The sequence below is a fragment of the Streptomyces sp. NPDC042259 genome, from assembly GCF_055582085.1.
Window position 1 is genome coordinate 93,814 of sequence record NZ_JBVJDW010000002.1, and the last position, 16,860, is coordinate 110,673.

16 protein-coding genes are annotated in these 16,860 nt (G+C 72.4%); 8 read left to right on the top strand and 8 right to left on the bottom strand.

All coding sequences use genetic code 11. From position 1 onward, the window contains the following. Positions 1-61 precede the first annotated feature (61 nt). The 3 genes from ACZ6MA_RS05630 to ACZ6MA_RS05640 form a co-directional block, all read right to left on the bottom strand. On the bottom strand, positions 62-1,354 hold the full coding sequence (locus tag ACZ6MA_RS05630; protein ID WP_469431332.1) for an MDR family MFS transporter: 1,293 nt from the start codon (positions 1,352-1,354) through the stop codon (positions 62-64). Next, positions 1,351-2,586, bottom strand: coding sequence for a PLP-dependent cysteine synthase family protein (locus tag ACZ6MA_RS05635; protein WP_469431333.1), 1,236 nt, complete (start codon positions 2,584-2,586; stop codon positions 1,351-1,353). Before ACZ6MA_RS05635 ends, ACZ6MA_RS05630 begins: the two co-directional genes overlap by 4 nt. Before the next feature lie 865 nt (positions 2,587-3,451). After that, positions 3,452-3,904: a hypothetical protein gene (locus ACZ6MA_RS05640; RefSeq protein ID WP_469431335.1), complete on the bottom strand. Its 453-nt coding sequence runs from the start codon at positions 3,902-3,904 to the stop codon at positions 3,452-3,454. A gap of 582 nt (positions 3,905-4,486) precedes the next feature. Here ACZ6MA_RS05640 and ACZ6MA_RS05645 point away from each other — a divergent pair. The 3 genes from ACZ6MA_RS05645 (at position 4,487) to ACZ6MA_RS05655 (ending at position 6,383) form a co-directional block, all read left to right on the top strand. Further along, on the top strand, positions 4,487-5,143 hold the full coding sequence (locus ACZ6MA_RS05645; protein WP_469431337.1) for a diguanylate cyclase: 657 nt from the start codon (positions 4,487-4,489) through the stop codon (positions 5,141-5,143). 73 nt (positions 5,144-5,216) lie between these two features. Then, positions 5,217-6,170: an SMP-30/gluconolactonase/LRE family protein gene (locus ACZ6MA_RS05650; RefSeq protein ID WP_469431338.1), complete on the top strand. Its 954-nt coding sequence runs from the start codon at positions 5,217-5,219 to the stop codon at positions 6,168-6,170. 42 nt (positions 6,171-6,212) lie between these two features. Further along, positions 6,213-6,383, top strand: a complete 171-nt coding sequence (locus ACZ6MA_RS05655; protein WP_469431339.1) for a hydrophobic protein — start codon at positions 6,213-6,215, stop codon at positions 6,381-6,383. Between the two features lie 254 nt (positions 6,384-6,637). On the opposite strand, the gene ACZ6MA_RS05660 is transcribed toward ACZ6MA_RS05655, so the two are convergent. Then, positions 6,638-7,771 carry a questin oxidase family protein gene (locus ACZ6MA_RS05660; RefSeq protein ID WP_469431341.1) on the bottom strand — a complete coding sequence of 378 codons (1,134 nt, stop codon included), beginning with the start codon at positions 7,769-7,771 and terminating at the stop codon, positions 6,638-6,640. 59 nt (positions 7,772-7,830) lie between these two features. On the opposite strand from ACZ6MA_RS05660, the gene ACZ6MA_RS05665 reads away from it, so the two are divergent. Next, the gene (locus ACZ6MA_RS05665; protein WP_469431342.1) at positions 7,831-8,322 is read left to right on the top strand and encodes a MarR family winged helix-turn-helix transcriptional regulator; all 492 of its coding nucleotides are present in this window, start codon (positions 7,831-7,833) and stop codon (positions 8,320-8,322) included. 292 nt (positions 8,323-8,614) lie between these two features. On the opposite strand, the gene ACZ6MA_RS05670 is transcribed toward ACZ6MA_RS05665, so the two are convergent. After that, positions 8,615-9,583, bottom strand: a complete 969-nt coding sequence (locus ACZ6MA_RS05670; RefSeq protein ID WP_469431343.1) for a YVTN family beta-propeller repeat protein — start codon at positions 9,581-9,583, stop codon at positions 8,615-8,617. 250 nt (positions 9,584-9,833) lie between these two features. Continuing rightward, positions 9,834-10,589 (bottom strand): membrane protein YczE, encoded by a 756-nt coding sequence (yczE, locus tag ACZ6MA_RS05675; RefSeq protein ID WP_469431344.1) that lies wholly within the window; start codon positions 10,587-10,589, stop codon positions 9,834-9,836. Between the two features lie 105 nt (positions 10,590-10,694). Here yczE and yczR point away from each other — a divergent pair, with 105 nt between their 5' ends. The 4 genes from yczR to ACZ6MA_RS05695 all read left to right on the top strand — a co-directional run bounded on the left by yczR (position 10,695) and on the right by ACZ6MA_RS05695 (position 15,082). Continuing rightward, positions 10,695-12,182 (top strand): MocR-like transcription factor YczR, encoded by a 1,488-nt coding sequence (gene yczR, locus ACZ6MA_RS05680; protein WP_469431345.1) that lies wholly within the window; start codon positions 10,695-10,697, stop codon positions 12,180-12,182. 154 nt (positions 12,183-12,336) lie between these two features. Then, positions 12,337-12,912, top strand: coding sequence for an AMIN-like domain-containing (lipo)protein (locus ACZ6MA_RS05685; protein WP_469431346.1), 576 nt, complete (start codon positions 12,337-12,339; stop codon positions 12,910-12,912). Between the two features lie 277 nt (positions 12,913-13,189). Beyond that, on the top strand, positions 13,190-14,593 hold the full coding sequence (locus ACZ6MA_RS05690) for an amino acid permease (RefSeq protein WP_469431348.1): 1,404 nt from the start codon (positions 13,190-13,192) through the stop codon (positions 14,591-14,593). A gap of 132 nt (positions 14,594-14,725) precedes the next feature. Further along, positions 14,726-15,082, top strand: a complete 357-nt coding sequence (locus ACZ6MA_RS05695) for a hypothetical protein (RefSeq protein ID WP_469431349.1) — start codon at positions 14,726-14,728, stop codon at positions 15,080-15,082. Between the two features lie 71 nt (positions 15,083-15,153). Here the strand turns inward: ACZ6MA_RS05695 and ACZ6MA_RS05700 are convergent, their stop codons facing one another. After that, on the bottom strand, positions 15,154-16,047 hold the full coding sequence (locus tag ACZ6MA_RS05700; protein WP_469431351.1) for a hypothetical protein: 894 nt from the start codon (positions 16,045-16,047) through the stop codon (positions 15,154-15,156). Further along, positions 16,048-16,605 (bottom strand): RNA polymerase sigma factor, encoded by a 558-nt coding sequence (locus ACZ6MA_RS05705; RefSeq protein WP_469431352.1) that lies wholly within the window; start codon positions 16,603-16,605, stop codon positions 16,048-16,050. Between the last annotated feature and the right edge of the window lie 255 nt (positions 16,606-16,860).

Genomic DNA, 16,860 nt, shown 5'->3' on the forward strand with positions numbered 1-16,860 from the left:
AGGTACTGCGGGCCCGGCTGATCAATCCCCTGGGGGAACCACCCGTCGGCGGCCGGGCGGATCAGACCGTCGCGGGGTGCGGTCGCGTTGGTGTGGCCAGGCCGAGGCGGCCGGTGCGGTGGAGGCCGAGGACGGCCAGGGCGCAGACACCGCCGGTGGCGGCGAGGACGGCCCAGGGCAGAGCCGGTGCTCCGGCGGTGCGGGCCGCGTCCAGCGTCATACCGGTGAGGAGATTGCCGACGGTGATGCCGATACCGCTGATGGTGTTGTAGAGGCCGTAGTGCGTGGCCACGTACCGGTTCCCCGCCAGCGCGACGATCGTGTCCATCTCGAACGGGTAGGCCAGCATGGTGCCGAAGGCGATGAACAGGGCGGAGACCAAGGGCGGCCCGACGGCCAGGGCCCAGCGCGCCGGCCCCTGGCCCGGCACCGTCAGCGCCGTGGCGGCCAGGAGCGGCAGGAAGGCGACGCCGAGGCAGCCCAGCCCGGCGACCATGGAGGGCCCCGGGCCCAGTTTCCTCCTGCACCACGTGGTGAGCCGGGTCTGGCAGAAGATCGTGGCCAAGCCGGACGCGGCGAACAACAGCCCGACGCCCACGGTGTTGACTTCTCCGTCTCCGGCGACGCGTTTCACCTCCAGGGGCAGCGCCAGGTAGATCTGGAAGGACAGCGCGTAGGAGCCGATCATGGCGAGGGAGAAGAGCAGGAACGGCCGGTTGGTCACGACGGTCCGCCATTGGGAGAGGACCGACACCGCCGGCTTGTCCGGGTCGGGCGGGGCGGTACGGGCGGGCAGGGCACGGATCTGCACGAGCGCCAGCACCGCGAAGACACCCGCGGCCACCACACAGGTCAGCCGGAAGCTCACGCCGGTCAGCGCGATGCCGGCCAACGGGCCGAGGAGTATCCCGGCCTGGTAGAAGACGTTGAAGAGGGCGAATGCCTCCACCCGGCGCTCGCCGGCGTCCTGGGCCAGATACGCCCGGACGGCCGGGTTGAACAGTGCCCCGGCCAGTCCGGTGGCCGCGGACGCGGTCAGCAGCGCGGGCAGGGAATCGACGAGTCCGAGGACGGCGAAACCGACGATGCGCAGTGTCAGCCCGGCGATGATCACCGGTTTGTAGCCGAGCCGGTCCGCGAGGGTGCCGCCGAAGAGGAACATGCCCTGCTGGCTGAAGTTCCGCACCCCCAGGATCAATCCGACCAGCCACGCGGCCAGGCCCAGGTTCCCCGCGAGGTGCTGGGCCAGATAGGGCATCAGCATGTAGAAGCCGAGATTGATGGTGAATTGGTTCACCATCAGCAACTGGACGCTGCTCTCGAAGGAGCGCACCTGAGTGATCGTTTTCCTCACCGCTTCCGCTCCCGGACGCCGGGGGCCGTCCGCCGGTTGTCGTCGTCGGTGACATCCGGCGGGGCCGCCGACGCGGCCGGCCGGACTCCCAAGGCTTCTCGGGGTGGGGTGGGTAAGGCGAGCGGGTCGATCACCCTCCCGCACCGCGTCCAGCGGTTGACTTCCTTCTCGTCGGGGCTTCCCACGACATCCGGCTCGACCGCCGGCCGGGCGTCCAGCAGCCCGTGGGCCGCGCAGTAGTCGTCGTCGTAGACCGTTCCGAGGTAGCGCTGCGGGCCGTCCGGGAAGACCGCGGCGATCCGGGTGTCGGCGGGCAGGGTACGGGCCAGCCACCCGGCGACGAGCGCGACGGCGCCGACGCTCCAGCCGCCGGTCGCGTAGTGCGAGGAGGCGAGTTCCCGGCAGGTCCACACGGCCTCGGCGGGGGCGACCCAGTGCACCTCGCTGAAGTCGCCGTAGGCGACGTTGCGGGGGTAGATGCTCGAGCCGAGGCCGCGCATCAGCCGGGTGCGGGCGGGCTGGCCGAAGATGGTCGACCCGATGGTGTCGACTCCGACGAGCCTCAGCCGGGGGTAGAGCTGTCGCAGCACCCGCGAGACGCCGGCGGAGTGGCCGCCGGTGCCCACACTGCACACCAGGACGTCGATGTGGCCGATCCCCGCGGCCAGTTCGAGGGCGAGCGGCGTGTACGCGGAGACGTTGTCCGGGTTGTTGTACTGGTCCGGGCACCACGAGCCGGGGTTCCGCTCCATCAGCTGGGTCACGCGTTCTCTGCGGGCCTGCTGCCAACCGCCGGTGGGGTGGGGTTCGGCGACCACGTTGACCCGGGCGCCGTAGGCGGTGAGCAGCCGGGTCATGGACCGTTCCAGGCCCGGGTCGGTGACGAGGACGACGGGGTGGCCGTAGACCATGCCGGCCAGGGCGAGTCCCAGCCCCAGCGTGCCGCTGGTGGATTCGATGATCGTGCCGCCGGGGCGCAGGTCGCCACGGGCGCGGGCGCGCTCGACCATGTGCAGGGCGGGACGGTCCTTGATCCCGCCGGGGTTGAAGCCCTCCAGCTTCGCCCAGAAGCCGCGTCCCGCGGGGGCGAGCGGTTCGGACACCCGCAGGAGCGGGGTGTTGCCGACCAGCCCGGACACACCCCGGGCCGGTGGGTGGGCGGGGTTCACTGGGGCTTGCGCCACGTCTTCGGGGTGGGGAGAAGGTGCCTTGGGGCTCTGCGGAGGCGTCATTGTCTCGCTCTCGTGTGGGATGCGGGCGGTGCGGGGCCGGGTGTGTGCGGAGGGCCGAGGTGGTGTCACTCGGCCGTGGTCGCACGGGCCTACGTCCGCCACCGGCAGAGGCGGAGGAGTGTCGCCCGCCCCGTCCTCCTCCCCGCCCGCTCGCCGTGCGGCGGGCAGCCCGGGACGACCGGGGGCGGGGAGAGGGCCGTGAAGCCGGTGACGACGAGGGCCGAGGGCACCGGCTCCGGGGCCCGGCGCCCGGTTCGCCCGGAACGGTCCGTGGTGGCCGGCCCGTGACAGACCGGCCCGTGGTGGTGTGACGACTCGGGCCGCGCGGGCCGGGTGCCGTGCGGGCTGCCGCGTTGAGAGTTGCCGCCTTGGAGGCTGCCGCCTGGCGGGCCGCTGGCCGCCGTCGCCTGCCACGGGGGCTGGGCCGGGCCTTGGCCGCAGGCGGCGGGGCCACAGCCGAAGAGGGTGAGGAGCAGAACGGCCGCGAGGCCGAGAACGGGAAGCCACCGTCGTGGGCGGGGTGCCGGGGCGGCGACCGGGGGACGCCGCGCGCCCGCGTGGTGTGCCGAGGACGGGGCGGGGTTGCGGAGGGCGCGAAAGGGTGGGGGGTCGTACGTCACCAGTGCTCCGTATGACAGCCGGTAGGGCGGCCGGACCGCGCGCGGCACGACAAGGCGTGACGACGGGCGGGGCGGCGGACGGACGAACAGCGGGGGAGCCCTCGGGGGACGCCGTTCGCCTGCGAGGACCTACGGGAAGCCGCGAGGACCCGTGAGGAATCCCCGGGAAGGCGTTCCGCGACGCGGTCTCTCCGGCAGCGCGGCCGAGCGTGCTGGAGGGGAGGCCGTTCGTTACGGTGCGGGGCCTAGATGATCAGAATCGCGGAATCGATCGACGGCGGGGGCGCCGACGCGGCCTCGGCCGCTGTGGTGACGGCCTGCGGCAGGGACCGTACGGGCACCAGGACCGGCCGTGCGGCACAGGGAATCGGCAAGGGCGAGGCCTGCTGGGGCTGACCGGACAGACAGTCCTCCACCCCGTGTCCGGCGGAGCCGTGGGGAGCCGGCTCCTGCCGGTGGGCGCCGGGGCCCGCGGCCGCACGAGTGGCCGCGGGAAGGCTTTCGGCCTCCGCCGTGTATCCGGTGGCGGTCACCCCGGAGAGCATGGCGGTGACCGCGTGACCGCCGGCCCCCTCACTGCTCAGACCGTGGGTGTACAGCAGTCCCAGCAAAAGCGTCGCCAGCAACAACAGGCGCCGCGGACCCGCGCCCACAGGGCGAGTCCGCGGCAGACCGAAGGCGCTCCGGGCCGTGACCATCGCCGTCATCGTAGCGACCCGGGGCGTTGGGCATAAGGGTCGGCGACAGCGGTTCGCGAATCGGCCGACACGCCCATTACGCAGGGACGTTGCGGTTTCCGGCAGCGCCGTCGGAGTGGCGGTGGGATGGCCGCTCGCCCCCTGGAACAGGGCGGGCACCCGGGCGGCACACCCTCACACGGGCGGAACGCCCACGGCTCCCGTACCGCCTTCGCGCGGCCCGGGTTCCGGTCCTCCGCCGGTCCCACCGGCCCCACCGGTTCGCCACGGTCTCACCCGTCCGGCGGGTGAGACGCGGGAATACCCGCCGCGTGGCCGGGTACCCGGCCACGCGGCGGCAACAGTGAAGGGGCGCCATGGCAGGAAGCGGAACACCGCGGAAAACAGGGCACAGAGCCACGCCCGGCGGGAAGGCCCGCCGGGCCCGGCGTGCGCACACCCGGCGAGCCGCCCCTGTCCTCCCGGCGCCACGTCACATCGAGCGGGCATGCGAGCCGCTCACCCCCGGACCCGGCCCGAACGAGTCCGCTCCAGGCGGCCAGGCCGGCTTTGCCGCCACCATCACCACGAGGGAGGACTTCCATGCGTATATCCCGGACAGGCCCCGCACGCCGGTGGCTGCGGTGGCGTGACCGGCCCGCCTTGCGCATTCCCCCGGACGCGGACGACGTGGAGAACGCCAGCCGCAGGTTCCTCATGTACGGAGTGCTGCCGTTGTGGTTCGTTCCCGCCGTGGCGGACTGGGTGATGCACCGGCGTACCCGGATCGAGGAGACCAGCGGCGTACGGGAGTCGGCGGTGCACGCGCTGATGATGACCGAGGCCGGCATCCCGGTCGTGGCGGCCCTGGTCGCGAAGGTCAACCCGCTGGTGCTCTCCTTGATGGGCGGCGCGGCCGTCGCGCACGGTGCGACCGCGCTGTGGGACGTCACCATCGCCACCCACGACCGGGAAGTGCGGCCGGTCGAGCAGCACATCCACAGCTTCCTGGAGGTGCTGCCGCTGTCGGCGGCGGCCTTCACCGCCTGCCTGCACTGGGACAAGGTGCGGGCCGGCCTGCGCGGCGGCGAGAAGGCCGCTCCGGACGACTGGAAGCTCGTCCCCAAGGACCAGCCGCTTCCGGCGGCGTATCTCGCGTCGGTCGGCGCGGCGGTGGGTCTCTTCATCGCCCTGCCCTACGCGGAGGAGATGCTGCGCTGCGTACGGGCCCGGCGGGGACGGCTCGCCCATGCCGGGTAAGCCACGTCTGAAGCCGGTCGTCTGGCGGCCGCCGCGGCCCCGCCGGCCGCCGGCCGGAGCGGGAAGCCCCACGATGCCGCCCTTGCGGCTGCTGCCGCTGGACGGGTCCGGCCCCGAGCACCTCGTGCTCGACGCTTCGGGGAACCTGCTGACCGGCGTGGCCGACGGCCGCGTCCTGCGGGTGGAAACGGCCTCCGGGCGCGTGGCGGAAGTGGCCCGCATACGCGGCCGTCCGCTGGGGATGCACCGGCTCCCGGACGGCCGGCTCCTGGTCTGCGACGCCGACAACGGGCTGTTACGGGCCGATCCGGCGACCGGCTCGGTGGAGACCGTTCTGTCCGAGGCGGCCGGCGAACCGCTGAGGTTGTGCAGCAACGTCACCGTCACCCGGGACGGCACCGTCTTCGTGAGCGACTCCAGCCGGCGGTTCGGCCTGCGGCACTGGAAGGGCGACATCCTCGAGCACTCCGGCACCGGCCGTGTCATCCGCTGGGTGCCGGGAAGCGCCGCGGAGGTCGTGGTGGACGGGCTGCAGTTCGCCAACGGCCTCTGTCTGGCTCCCGACGAGTCGTTCCTCGTCATATCCGAGTCGGGCGCGTACCGGCTGCGGCGGCTGTGGCTCACCGGTGACCGGGCGGGTACCACCGACGTCTTCGCCGACGACCTGCCGGGGTTCCCCGACAACCTGACGACCAGCCGAGACGGTCTGGTCTGGGTGGCCCTGGCCGGCCCTCGCGACGCCCTTCTCGACGCTCTGCACCGCCACCACCCCGCACTGCGCAAGGCGCTGTGGGCGCTGCCGGGCGCGCTGCTGCCCGAACCCCGGCGCACGGCACACGCACAGGGCCGCGACGCCCAGGGCCGTCTGGTGCACGACCTGCGGCGCCGCGCTCCCCACTATCACCTGACCACCAGCGCCTTGGAACACGACGGGACGCTGTATCTGGGAAGCCTCGTGGAGCGCGCGATCGCCACGGTACCGCTGCCGTCACCCCGGGGGACGGGCCGGGAGAACCGCCAGGCGTGAACGGCTTTTCACGGGGCACACGTTCGTTTGGAGGTGGATGACATGGTTCCCTTGCTTCTGGTCCTGCTGCTCGCCCTGATCCTCTTCGGTGCGGGTTTCGCACTCAAGATCCTGTGGTGGGTCGCGGTCGTCGTGCTCGTGATCTGGCTCCTCGGCTTCCTGATGCGCTCCACCAGCGCGGGTGGCGGCCGTGGCCGGTGGTATCGATGGTGACCTGACCCTGTTCGTCGTGTGGGCCGGTCCGGATCCGTGGGGATCCGGACCGGCCCACACATGTGTCCGACGACGGCGCCGATTCGGGCGCGTCCGTGCGGCGGCGGTGGACACGACGCATCGCGGGCATTTCGGTGGGTACGCGATCTCATAACCGGGGGCAGGCATGCGGCCGCGCTGGGAACCCGCGCACCTCCAGCCCTTGTCTGTCCCCGGCCCTGCCCACGCCCCGGCCGGAGGAGCGCCCGGCCCGGTTACGGGGTGCCGGTCCGTACGTCGCCGATGGCGCCGCCGGAGTCCAGGCGAGAGATGCGCCGCTGCGCGGCGAACGCGGCGGCGGGGTAGCGCGGGTCGGGACACAGGGCGTATTCCCGCAGGCACGCCTCGGTGAACTTGATGACATGCTCGTCGCCGTGTTCGGCGGCGCGTGCGCCCAGTTCGGCCATCGGGGGCAGCTCCGCGACTTCCGACCGCCAGGCCCGCGTGCCCTCGTCGCGCCGGTCGGTGGTGAAGACCAGCAGGAACGCCGCGTGGACCTGCCACAGCTGAGCCAGCGTCGGTTCGTACAACTCGTGCGGCAGGTGCGGGAGTACGAGGCGTGCGGCGGCCGGCGCGGTGACGCCGTGGACCAGCGGGACGGGGAAGACCTCGGGGTGGCCGAGGTAGACGTCGGCGAACTGGAGCGTCATCTCGCTCAGCATCCGGGGCGCCTGCTCGGGCGCCAGGCACTCCAGCGACTCGGCGTAGCCGGGCAGCGTGGCGAGCGACTCCAGGCGGCCGCGGGCCGCGTCCGGCCCCATCGGGCCGTCCGGCGCCACGCGGGGCAGAGCGGCGACCGCGGCGGACAGGGTACGCGGGCCGGCCAGCCGCGGGCGGCCGGGGAGTTCCGCGTAGCGGGCGGCCCAGTACGCCAGTCCTCGCGCCAGCTCCCGCAGTTGCAAGGGCGTGGGCTTGTCGCCGGCCGCGTACAGCCCGCGCACCGCGTGGGCGGTGCGGATGAGGCCGTGGGTCAGACCGGCGAACAGGCCCGGGATCAGCCGGGGCCACCAGCGGACGAGGACCTCCCGCCAGTGCGCCTCGGCCAGTTCCCGGACGAAGAGCAGCTCCCAGTCCCCGGCCCTGTCGAAGGCTCCCAGCGCGGGACGCCAGGAGCTCTCGTCCGAGGCGTCCAGGGGGAAGCGCGCGGCCGGCGGCTCGTGATGCTCCATCGCACGCCGGTAGCGCCGCACCCATGTGGCGACCTCGTCCTCCTGCCCGAGCAGCGCGAGCGCCTCGGCCCCCATGGGGCCGTGATTGGCGAGATCGGCGCCCTGCCCGCGCTCGTACCCGAGATCGTCCATCCGTTCCAAAGCGTCGTTGACGGCGTCGATGTAGCTGACCGAGGACACGGAACCCACCCTTCGAAAATGGTAATAGTTTGGAAATCCAAACCATCTACACTCGCAGTATGCCGCACAGTGACGAGGCCGGGAAGGCCCCCCGGAGACCGACCCCCGACGAGATCGCCGTCGTCGGCCTCGTACCGCTGCTGGAACCGTTCTTCCGTGGGCCGGTGGTGCGGGGCCTCATGCCGGCTCCGCTGCGCGACGCGATGGAGACGCACGGGCTGACGCCGCGCCACGGCGCGGTACTGCCACAGTTGCTGGCGGGGCAGCCGCTGTCGGTCAGTGAGATCGCCCGCCGGTTGCATGTGTCGCTGCCCACGGCCAGCGAACTGGTCGGCGGTCTGAACCGGGCGGGCATCGTGGAACGCACCGAGGATCCGGCGAACCGCCGCCGGATCCTGGTGTCGATCGCCGAGGATTTCCGCGCGCCGCTCGAAGACTTCGTCGCCCGCCGGGGCGAGCCTTTGCTGCGCGCTCTGGACGGGTTGTCACCGAGCGAGCGGGCGGGGTTCCTGGCGGGGCTGTCGGCGTGGGTCCACGAGGTGCAGAACTAGGGCGTGGCCGGGATGTTGACGATGGGCTGTCCTCAATCGCCGTTCGCCTGGCCGGCGGGCCTTTGACTGCGGGCCGTCTTGGCCGCCTGCGGCGGCGAGCGCCGTTCGCCTGGCCGGCGGCTCCTTCGGCTACCTGGCCGTCCTTGCCGCCTGCGGCGGCGAGCGCCCTGCGGGCGCGTCCTCAATCGCCGGACGGGCTGGATTTCGGCTGAGGTCAGCCATAACGAGCCCGTCCGGCGATTGAGGACAGAGCACAGCAGCCCGTCCGGCGATTGAGGGCACCTCCGCCGTGCTAGCGCGATGTGATGGCGATGCCTTCGGGGTGCTTGCCGGCCGGTGTCGTCGTGCGGACGCTGGCAGTCGTGGGGTCGATGACGGTCACCGTGTCGGAGTCGTCGTTGGTGACCCAGACTCTGCGGCCGCCGGGGGTCAGGGCGACGCCCTGGGGGGTTCTGCCGACCGGGATACGGGCGGTGACGCTCGACTTCGTCAGGTCGACGATGACGAGGGTGTCCTTGGCGGAGTCGGCGACGTACAGCTGTTGTCCGTCGGGGGCGACGGCCAGGCCCAGCGGTGCCGTGCCCACGGGCACGGTCGCGGTCACCTTGCCGGTGTCGGTGTCGATGACGGAGACGGTGCCCGAACCGGTATTGGAGACGAGGACGCGCTTGCCGTCACGGGTACTGGTGATGCCACTGGGGAAGTCACCGACGGTGATGGTGGCCTGGGCCTTGCCGTCCGGGGCCAGCACGGTGACCGTGTTGGAACCGCTGTTGGTGACATAGGCCCGTCCGTCGGCGAGGGTCGCGATGCTGTGGGGGAGGTTGCCGACGGGGGTCGTCGCGGTCACCTTGCGGGTCGCGGTGCTGATGACGGAGACGGAGTCCGACCCCCAGTTCGCCGTCAGCACCCGCTTCCCGTCGCCGGTGGGCACGGCGGCGAAGGGGTAGCGGCCCACGGGGACGGTCGAGGTGACCTTCTGGCTGCGGGTGTCGAGGAAGGACACGGTGTCGGACAGTCCGTTGGCCACGTAGACGGTGTCACCGTCGGGAGCGGCCGCGATGCCGGTCGGTCCGGCACCGACCTTGACCGAGCCCGCCGGTCTGTCCAGCCGGGCGTCGAAAACGGCGACGGTCCCGGCACCGCTGACGGCCACGTACGCGGCGACCCGCACCGGATACCGCGGACGCTCCTCCCCGCTGCGGGCCGACGCCACACCGGCCTGCGGGTTCTGGGTCCAGAAGAGGCCCGCCGCGAGCACCCCGGCGTACAGGCGGCGCTTGCCCGCGCTCAGGTACCGATGAGCGCGGAACCCGCACGGACAGTCTGCCGACCGGAGGGGCCCATGTGCTCCGCACTCCCGTTGAGTCACCACGACGACCCTTCCCTCGCACGCGCGGCCGCACAGGCGCTTCTCCCGCCGGCCTGCACGCCCTCAGTCTGCGGCAGGCACCGTCCCGCTCCACGGAACGCCGTGTACGTCCCGGGATCATGGACCCGAACGGCGCAGCTCAGGACGGAACCTGGCGGCCCCGGCTCCCGTAGGCGAACCAGGGCAGGAAGAACTGGGTCACCGGGCCGACCGCCAGGGCGTACAGCACGGTGCCGGCCCCCACGCCGCCGCCGAGCAGCCAGCCCACGACGAGCACGGTGATCTCCATCAGGGTGCGGACCTGCCGGAGGGAGCGCCCGGTCGCGGCGGCCACACCGGTCATCAGGCCGTCCCGTGGCCCGGGGCCGAAGCGCGCGCCGACGTAGAGGGCGACGGACCATCCGTTGAGGAGGACACCGGCGAGGAGCAGGCCGGTCCGGGCGGGAAGCGCGAGGTGTGCGGGGAGGAGCAGCAGACCGAGGTCGGACGAGCAGGCCAGGACGACGACGTTGGCCACGGTGCCGAACGTCGGTCGCTGTTTGAGAGGGATCCACAACAGCAGCACGAGAACGCCCACGAGGGCGCTGGTGGTACCGAAGCTGAGGGTGGTGTGCTTCTCCAGCCCCTCGTTCAGGGCGCTCCAGGGGTTGACGCCCAGCCCGGCCCGGACCATGAGCGAGAGGCTGAATCCGTACAGGGCGAGGCCGGTGAACAGTTGGGGCAGACGCCGCAGCGGACGCTCACCGAGCGGTACGTAGGCGAGTGGGGGCGGGGAGGGCCTCGTGCGGGGGCCGGGCGGGACCGGGGACCGACCGTGGCGGCCGCACGGGAGTTCAGGCTCAAAGTGCCCGGAGGGCTGCGTGTCCTCGCCGCGGTCCGTGATGTCCTGCTGCATGCCGGGTTGCCTCCGCCGTGTGCGTGGATGCGTGCCTTCAGGGCCACGGGGGCAACTCTGTACAGTGATTGGCCCAGATGACATGGCCAATCCCCGGAGAATGGTATGGCTGACACGAATCCGTTCCCGCGTGCGGACAGGGTGGGCCGCGCGGACCGGACCCTCGGCAGCCGGCAGCTGGCGGCGATGCTGCCCGACCCCGCGGGTGCGAGGCCCGTGTACCGTCATCTCGCCCAGGCGATCGGCGCGCTGATCCTGGACGGACGCATCGCGTTGCACGTCAGGCTCCCCGCCGAACGGGAACTGGCGACCGCCCTCGACACCAGCAGGAACACCGTCACCGCCGTGTACGACCTGCTGCGGGAGAGCGGCTACGCGCGCAGCCGCCAGGGATCCGGCACCTGGACGGCCCTGCCCGAGGGCCGTGCCCCCCGTGGGGTCAGCCGGCTACTCGGCCCCCGGGACACCGCGATCGACCTGGCCAGGGCGGCCCCCGGGCTGCCGGAACGGATACTCGTCGACGCCCTCGCCCGCATCACCCCGCAGGCGGCCGAACACGCGCACACTCCCGGCTACCACCCCTACGGGCTGCCGGAACTGCGCGCCGCCATCGCCGGGCGGTTCACCCGGCGAGGTCTGACCACCGTGCCCGAACAGATCCTGGTGACCTCCGGCGCGCAGCACGCGCTCACGCTCGTCCTGGGGCTGCTGTGCCGCCCCGGCGACCGGGTCATGGTCGAGAACCCTTCCTATCCCAACGCCCTGGAGGCCATGCGCCGGTCCCGGCTCCGCACCGTGTCGGTCCCCGTGACGGACGCCGGCTGGGATGTCGGGATCATGGAGTCCACGCTGCGCCAGGCGGTACCCCAACTGGGCTATCTGATACCGGACTTCCACAACCCGACCGGTTGTCTCATGCCCGCGCACGAACGCGGCCGCGTCCTGCGCGCCGCGAGCCGGTCCGGCACCTGGCTGGTCATCGACGAGACGCTGGCGGAACTCGCCCTCGACGTCCCCGCGCCGGCGCCCTTCGCGTCCCACACCACACCCGGTGGGACCGGCCAGGTCATCACCATCGGGTCGATGAGCAAGACCCATTGGGGCGGTCTGCGCATCGGCTGGCTGCGCGCGCCCGCGCAGCTCGTCACCGAACTCGCCGGGCAGCGCGTCGCCACCGACATGGGCGGCTCGGTCCTGGATCAGCTCCTGGCCCTCGACCTGCTGGCAGGGGGCGGGGAACTCCTGTCGGCCCGGCTGGAGCAGTTGCGCGGGCAGCGCGCCGCCCTGGCCGAGGCCTTGGCGACGCACCTTCCGCGGTGGGCCTGGCAGCTGCCGCCCGGCGGCCTGTCGCTCTGGGCCGACCTGGGCGAGCCGGTCGCCTCGGCGCTGGCCGAGCGGGCGCTGGACAACGGGGTGCGGATCGAGAGCGGTGCCTTCTTCGCGACCGACCCGGGCATTTTCGAGCAGCGTCTTCGCCTCCCCTACACGATGCCGGCGGACACCCTGCGCGAGGCCGTGCGACGCATGGCCACCGTCCTCGCCGACGGCCTCGCGCCCTCGAACGCCGGCCGACGGCCGCACTGGGTCGTCTGACACCGCCACGAAACGCCGGGAACGCACCACCGGCCCCCGCCTTCGCGACAACCTCGTCCCGCCGCTGACCGAAAGGCGTCCCCTGCGCAACTCCGCCGCCCTCGGCACCGTCCTCCCCTGTGTAACTGTATTCAGTTCATATGGGAGGTAAGTCATGCGACGGCTGACGACAGCGGCCGCGGCGCTCGTACTGGCGGGCGCCGGGCTGGCGGGCACGGCCGGTACGGCCGACGCCACGACCGGCCGGGCGGGCACGGCCCCCGGGGCCGCCACCTGCTCGACCGCCTGGGGCAGCGGTGACAAGACGGCCCGCGACTCGGGCTCCAAGCCGCTGAAAAACATCACCACCAGCCGGAACGCGTGCTACGACCGCATGGTTTTCGACATCGGCGGTGCGACCGGCAAGCTCGGCTATCACGTCGGGTACGTCAAGGCGTTCCACCAGGACGGCTCCGGTGACCGGATCCCGGTCGGCGGCGGCGCCATCCTGCAGGTGTACGTGAACGCTCCGAGCTACTCCCCGGCGACCGGCAAGCCGACCTACCCCGGGAAGGCCGGAGCGCCGCTGCCGGGCGTGAACATCACCGGCTACAAGACGTTCAAGGACACCAGGTTCGGCGCGAGCTTCGAGGGGCAGACGCAGGTGGGTCTGGGCGTCCGCGCGAAGCTGCCCTTCCGGGTGACACAGTCCGGCGACCGGTTGATCGTAGACGTCGCCCACACCTGGTGACCCGGCTCCCCACCTGATGACCGGCCTCATCCGGTGACGCAGCGCGACACAAGGGGCGCGGCGCGCCGCGCCCGGAGTGCCGGTCCGCCGCGCCCTCCTGCCGAGGGCTCGGGCCGCCTCTGCCGGGGCGGCCCGGGCGGCTCGTCCGCGGCGGGCATGCCGCACGGCGGTCACGTTGCGTGAATCAAGTGTCCGAATACCGGACGAGCGGGGCGGACCGTTCTCCGCGTGCTCATACTCGTGACTTCCCGATCTCGCATAATGGACAGGCACGACCATGAGCCGGACACTTCACTCCCCTCCCCCGCGGACCGAGAACTCCCCGCAGCAGGGTTCCCCGCTGTCGAACGGACTCAAGCAGCGGCACCTTTCGATGATCGCCCTCGGTGGTGTCATCGGCGCCGGGCTCTTCGTGGGCTCCGGCGCGGGCATCGCCGCGGCCGGCCCGTCGATCGTGCTCGCGTACGCCGCGTCCGGTCTTCTGGTGATGTTCGTGATGCGGATGCTCGGCGAGATGTCCGCCGCCAATCCGGCCTCGGGCTCCTTCTCCGTGCACGCCGAACGCGCGATCGGCCCGTGGGCCGGTTTCACCGCCGGCTGGATGTTCTGGACCCTGCTGGTCGTGGGTGTGGCGGTCGAGGCGATCGGCGCGGCCCGCATCATGCAGGGCTGGTTCCCGGGCACCCCGTCCTGGATGTGGGTGCTGGTCTTCATGGCGCTCTTCTGCGGAACCAATCTGGGCGCGGTCGCACACTTCGGTGAGTTCGAGTTCTGGTTCGCCGCCCTGAAGATCGGCGCCATCGTGCTCTTCCTGGGCCTCGGCACGCTCGCGATCCTGGGTCTCCTGCCCGGCAGCGACTCCCCCGGCACCGCGCACCTCCTCCACGACGGCGGTTTCCTGCCCAACGGCACGGACGGGCTGCTCACCGGGCTGCTGGCCTCTGTCGTCGCCTTCGGCGGCCTGGAGACCGTCACCATCGCGGCCGCCGAGTCGCAGGACCCCGTGCGGGGCGTGGCCAAGGCCGTGCGCACCACGATGTGGCGCATCGGTGTCGTCTACGTCGGCTCGATGCTGGTGATCGTCACGCTGATCCCGTGGAACGACGGGTCCGTCCCCGAGCAGGGCCCGTACGCGGCCGTGCTCGACCGGCTCGGTGTCCCGGCCGGCGGCGAGATCATGAACGTGGTCATTCTGATCGCCCTGTTGTCCGCGATGAACGCCAACATCTACGGCTCGTCCCGGATGGCCTACTCGCTGGTCGCGCGCGGCCAGGGCCCCAAGGCCCTGGGCAAGGTCACCGGCGGGGTGCCGCGGCGCGCGGTGCTCGCCTCGTCCGCGTTCGGTTTCTTCGCCGTTCTGCTGTCGTTCTGGTGGCCCACCACGGTCTTCGCCTGGCTGCTGAACATGGTCGGCGGGGTCGTGCTGGTGGTGTGGGGCTTCATCGCGGCCTCGCAGTTGCTGCTGCGCCGCCGGCTGGAGCGCGAGGCGCCCGAGAAGCTGGTGGTCCGGATGTGGGGCTTCCCGTATCTGACCTGGGTGACGCTGGCCGGTGTCACCGGGGTGCTGATCCTCATGGCCCTCGACGCGGACACCCGCGTCCAGGTGTACTTCACCGGTGGCCTGGCACTGGCCCTGGCCCTCACCGGCTTCCTGCGGCAGCGGACCGCCTCCGCGCACTGAGGCCCTGGGAGCCTCCCCGCCGGGTCCGGGCCCCGACCACCGCACATCCGCTGGGCCCTGGCGCGCGCCGGGGCCCAGCCGCACTCTGCCGGGCGATGTCGGTCACCGCGCCCGGTCTCGTACCGTCGTGGTGTGAGAAATGACCGTCGTCTCCGGCGCCTCGTCGTCGGAGAGGAGACCTGGCTGTGGACCGTGCGCCACCGGCACCGGCCCTGCCGCGAAGTCCTGGCCCTTCACCGGGAGGGCACCGGGGCGGCCCTGCGCGTCGTCTTCCGTGCCGGCCCGGGCCGATACGTGGCCGACGGGCTCTGGTACTCGGGTTCGGTCGGCGACGGCCGGGGCGGTCTGCTGAACCTCCATGAACCGGGCGTCGTCCGCCGGATCCTCGACGAGGCGGCGGCGAGGGGACTGCTCCCCGCCTCCCCCGGGGAGACGGAGTCGGACGGCTGGCCCCTCTTCGACGCACTCGTCGCAGGCGGCCCGGAGTAGTCGCTGCCGGCACCGCATGACGAGGCGCTCGGTCCGGCCGCCCGTCGGCAGCCGGCGAACGGCGCCCCCGGTCAGAACGGCAGGCCCGTGGGCAGTCCGTCGAGGGTGGAGGGACGCGGGCGCAGGGGCCGGGTGGTGTCCTCGAGTTCGGCGGCCAGTTCCGGGGCGGGGCGCGGAACGGTACCGAAGTCGGTGTCGCTGCCGCTCTCCAGCCGCCGCACCGCGTCGGTGAGATGCGCGGGGTGCGTCCGCCACCGGGCGCCGGGCGGATAGACCCGGGTGCCGTCGGCCGGCCGGCCGGGCCCTTCCGCCCAGAAGGGCCGGGGGCCGGGGTCGGGCACTCCGTAGCGGCTCGGGGGGGCGTCGCCCTTGACGCGGACGGGGGCCTCGCCCTCGAACACGTCGCCTCCTCGCGCGTGCAGTTCCGTGGCCTGGGTGAACCAGTGCCGGGCCGCTTCGGGTTCGCTGTGCCGCAGATGGTGCAGATACAGACAGTGGGCGGCGGTGGCGGATTCGGCTCCGGCGGCGAACTGCCACCAGAACACCGCGCCCTCCTGGCGGTCGGCGAGGTGGAGCAGGCAGGCGAAGGTCAGCGCGCCGACGGGTTCGATCCTGGCCGGGTCGTCGACCAGCAGGGCCATGGAGGCGATGGCGGAGCGGTCGTGCACGACCCTGGACGACAGCGTGCCCAGTTCGTCGGCCGCGCGCGCGTGGAGCGCCGTGCGCTGGCCGTGCGGCAGACCGTCGGGTGGGGTCCAGCGGCCGCCCACGAGACCGTGGCGGATGGCACGGGCCGTGCGGTCCAGGGCGTTGGCCCGGTCCAGGACGACTCGGGTGGCGATGCGGCGCAGGGCGGCCTCCTCGTCGTAGTCGTCGAACCGTGTGGTGAGCACGTCGGCGTGGGCCAACAGCTCTCCGATCGAGGCGAGTTGTCCGTGGCCGCTCTTGTGAGGTGTGTGAATCATTCAGTCCTCCTCGTCGGCGGCCCAGTCGATCCGTAGGTCACGGGCCAGCCGCCGACGGGCTCCGCGCACGTGCGAGCGGACCGTGGCGGGCGAGAGGCCCATGATCCCGGCGACTCGCCGCACCGGGTAGCCCAGCACGAAGTGCATGACGATGACGTCGTACTGGCGGTCGGGGAGGCGGGTGATCGCGGCGTAGAGCCCCAGGGCCGATTCCAGGACGCCCAGGCGGGCCCGGGTCGCCTCCCGTACGACGGCGAAGGCGGCCGTCTCGACCAGGGCCACGTCCCGTCCCCGGGCCGCCAGCAGTTTGGCGATCTCCTCCCGGAGCGTGGCCAGCGCGAAGGCCGGGACACTCGGTCTGCGCAGCACCTCCCCCCAGATCAGGGCCAGTTGCCCGAAGACCTCCTCCACGACCCACTCGGCGTCGGCGGTGCTGCCGAGCTGGATGTGGGCGTACCGCAGGTATGCCTGGTGGTGGGCGGAGAAGAAGGCGACGAAGTCGGCCGGTAACGCGGCCGACACCTCCTCTCCGAGGACCGGGCGGGGCTGGTCAGCCATGGTGGGCCCTCCTCCGGTCCGGCGGCATGTGGTCTTTCACGGACGTGTCCCTTTCACCGGTCGGCAGCGCCACCCCCTCGGCGCCCGGGGGCCGCTGGGCCCTCATGGACCAGCTAAGCGAAAACGCGGCCCGATCGTGCAGTCCGTGTCAGGAACGCTTCAGAGACGGGCGCATTCGCCTCTCCGCGCGCCCCCTCTCGGCGCGCACCGCGTCCGGTGTGGTGCCGGGAATACGTGTCCTTCGCCCACTTCGGC

Excerpts from the sequence above, each read along its gene's own strand:
- ACZ6MA_RS05685 (WP_469431346.1), top strand. The coding sequence starts at position 12,337 with ATGCGACGGCTGACGACAGCGGCCGCGGCGCTCGTACTGGCGGGCGCC.
- ACZ6MA_RS05650 (WP_469431338.1), top strand. The coding sequence starts at position 5,217 with ATGCCGCCCTTGCGGCTGCTGCCGCTGGACGGGTCCGGCCCCGAGCAC.
- ACZ6MA_RS05705 (WP_469431352.1), bottom strand. The coding sequence starts at position 16,605 with ATGGCTGACCAGCCCCGCCCGGTCCTCGGAGAGGAGGTGTCGGCCGCG.
- ACZ6MA_RS05655 (WP_469431339.1), top strand. The coding sequence starts at position 6,213 with ATGGTTCCCTTGCTTCTGGTCCTGCTGCTCGCCCTGATCCTCTTCGGT.
- ACZ6MA_RS05645 (WP_469431337.1), top strand. The coding sequence starts at position 4,487 with ATGCGTATATCCCGGACAGGCCCCGCACGCCGGTGGCTGCGGTGGCGT.
- yczE (WP_469431344.1), bottom strand. The coding sequence starts at position 10,589 with ATGCAGCAGGACATCACGGACCGCGGCGAGGACACGCAGCCCTCCGGG.
- yczR (WP_469431345.1), top strand. The coding sequence starts at position 10,695 with ATGGCTGACACGAATCCGTTCCCGCGTGCGGACAGGGTGGGCCGCGCG.
- ACZ6MA_RS05690 (WP_469431348.1), top strand. The coding sequence starts at position 13,190 with ATGAGCCGGACACTTCACTCCCCTCCCCCGCGGACCGAGAACTCCCCG.
- ACZ6MA_RS05640 (WP_469431335.1), bottom strand. The coding sequence starts at position 3,904 with ATGGTCACGGCCCGGAGCGCCTTCGGTCTGCCGCGGACTCGCCCTGTG.
- ACZ6MA_RS05665 (WP_469431342.1), top strand. The coding sequence starts at position 7,831 with ATGCCGCACAGTGACGAGGCCGGGAAGGCCCCCCGGAGACCGACCCCC.
- ACZ6MA_RS05700 (WP_469431351.1), bottom strand. The coding sequence starts at position 16,047 with ATGATTCACACACCTCACAAGAGCGGCCACGGACAACTCGCCTCGATC.
- ACZ6MA_RS05635 (WP_469431333.1), bottom strand. The coding sequence starts at position 2,586 with ATGACGCCTCCGCAGAGCCCCAAGGCACCTTCTCCCCACCCCGAAGAC.